General features: G+C 59.4%; 1 protein-coding gene. It reads right to left on the bottom strand.

The window, feature by feature from the left end; genetic code table 11:
* Window positions 1–1,980: DNA primase (gene dnaG, locus ACQKP2_RS32435; RefSeq protein WP_427582329.1), on the bottom strand; the 1,980-nt coding region annotated here is incomplete at its 3' end.
* Between the last annotated feature and the right edge of the window lie 488 nt (window positions 1,981–2,468).

Here is a 2,468-nt window from a genome sequence, read left to right as displayed (position 1 = left end):
GGCAGCAATAATGATATTGGTAACACTCTCTGGTTGTGAGAGTGGCCAGTTCTTTCCTGGTGGAGTCGGCCCAGAGTTGGCGCATAGATGTGCCGACAATCCTGGCTGCCTTGCTTTCTTGATGAGTTCTTCGAGGGACTGCGTGTGCTGACCCGCGGATAATCTAGTAATGGTGTCTAAAAACTGCTGTTCAAGGTTATCGCCGTCAATCAGCCATTCCTTTTCTGCCAGAGCCTTCAAAAGGCGACCTTGTTCGGTGCCGTGCCAGCGAGCCATCAACTGAATTGAGTTTAGCCCAGGATTTTTCTGGACCGCTTCGATCAGGGCAATCAGTACCTGGGCGTAGGTATTGCTCTCGTTGGCAAAGTGATCGGCGCTTTCAACCTTGCTTGCCAGTTGCGGATGGTGGATGAGCGTACGCAGCGCAATCAGTGTCGGTGCTTCCACTGCCACGGGCTTGCGGGGCGCGTAGGGCTCATCGCGATCGCCGCGCTTGCCGTTTTTGCTCCAGGGCTTCTTTTCCCACTTTTTGCCGCCGGCACCGGATTTGTTCGGTGTCCATTCCTGTTGCGGCGCATACATGTCTTGCGATTGCGGCTGATGGTAGTCGCTGTAGTCAGGCATCGCGTCGTAATCGATGCCGGGGTCGTAGGCCGGTGGGGCGTCCTGGGGGGCGCTGTGCGCCAGCTGGCTCACCGCTTCGCCGCTGAGCCCGGTGATTTCGCTCAGGCGCTGACGCATCAGGATGCGCAGGTTGGCACCCGGTATTTTGTCGATCAGCGGCGCTGCCAGGGTGGCCATGTGGGCCTTGCCTTCGAGTGAGCGCGGATCGGCTTCTTCGGTCAGTTGCTGGAAGAAGTAATCGGCCAGCGGCTGAGCGTGCTGGTTGATCCTGGCGCGGAAAGCGTCGGTGCCTTCGGAGCGGATCAAGGTATCCGGGTCTTCGCCCTCGGGCAGGAACAGGAAGCGCGCGCGGCGGCCGTCCTGAAGGCTCGACAGCGTCGCTTCCAGTGCTCGCCAGGCGGCGTTGCGACCAGCCTGGTCGCCGTCGAAGCAAAACAGCACGTTGGGCACGACGCGGAACAGTCGCTTGAGGTGTTCTTCGCTGGTGGCGGTGCCCAGGGTGGCGACGGCATTGCGCAGTCCTTGCTGGGCAAGGGCGATGACGTCCATGTAGCCCTCGACAACGATGATTTCGTCGAGGTTGCGGTTGTTCTTGCGTGCTTCAAACAGGCCATAGAGTTCCTGGCCCTTGTGAAACACCGGGGTTTCCGGCGAGTTCAGGTATTTGGGCTTGTCGTCGCCCAGGACCCGGCCACCGAAGGCAATGATTCGGCCGCGGGTGTCGCGGATCGGGAACATCACCCTGTCGCGAAAGCGATCGTAACGTTTGCCCGTTTCAGCGTTTTCGATCAGCAGCCCGGCATCGATCATGGCTTTTTGTTGCAGGGTGTCACTGCTCAAGTGCTTGAACAGGTTGTCCCAACCGGGAGGGGCGAAGCCCAGGCCAAAGTCCCGGGCAATCTCGCCGGTCAGGCCGCGACCTTTCAAATAATCCACGGCGGCTTTGCGCGCCGGATGGCTTTTCAATGCCTGGCGGTAAAAGTCGGCGGCGGCCGTGAGCAGGGGGTAGAGCGGCGAGTCGGTTGGCTGGCGCGGTTTGCGGGCCCGGCCGCTTTCTTCCCGGGGGATTTCCATGCCGGCGGCTTTGGCCAGGTCTTCGACGGCCTGGGGGAAGTCCAGGTTGTCGTGGTCCATGATGAAGCCGAGGGCATTGCCACCAGCGCCGCAGCCGAAGCAGTAATAAAACTGTTTGTCGGGGCTGACGCTGAAGGACGGGGTCTTCTCTTTGTGAAACGGGCAGCAGGCGGTGTAGTTCTTGCCGGCTTTTTTCATTTGCAGGCGCGAGCTGACCACGTCGACGATGTCGGTGCGGTTCAGAAGGTCGTCAATGAAGCTCTGGGGAATCAGCCCGGCCATGGCGTTCTCGTCATCTGCGCTGAGTGGGGTCGGCGGCGAAGGGCGGCCGAACGCGGGTCATCGTTTGAGGCGCGCAAGGTATGCGGCTCGACCTGTGTCGTTTGCGTAATCGCTGTCGGGAAGTGTATCTGCCGAAAATCCACTGACGTTAGTGTCTATCAGTATTCGATCAATATTCGACTTTTTGAAAGTGTTTCGCTGAATCCGGTTGCGACCTGCGAAGGGGCTCGGATAGCGCATCATGTGGCGCACAAAGAAAGCGCCTCAGGCTGATCGTCGTGAGAGGAATCAATGGGTGTGCTCGTCGGTAGCCTTGAAAGGCCCGTCAGAAAAGACGTGCACCGCTGGCAAAAAGCCAGGTCTGACGCGGTGAAGCAGATCTGTCTCGGTCGCATCTGCGGCTTCGACGGTGAAGCATCAAGCGTTTTACGCAAATGCCATAAGCCCGGCTGAGGGCCGGGCTTGGCAGAAGCTTGCTACGATCGTCT

The sequence above is a fragment of the Pseudomonas sp. NPDC089569 genome (genome assembly GCF_050280625.1).
GTDB lineage: Bacteria > Pseudomonadota > Gammaproteobacteria > Pseudomonadales > Pseudomonadaceae > Aquipseudomonas.
The sequence above is the reverse complement of the archived record's forward strand: the minus strand, read 5'-3'. Positions and strand labels throughout refer to the sequence as shown.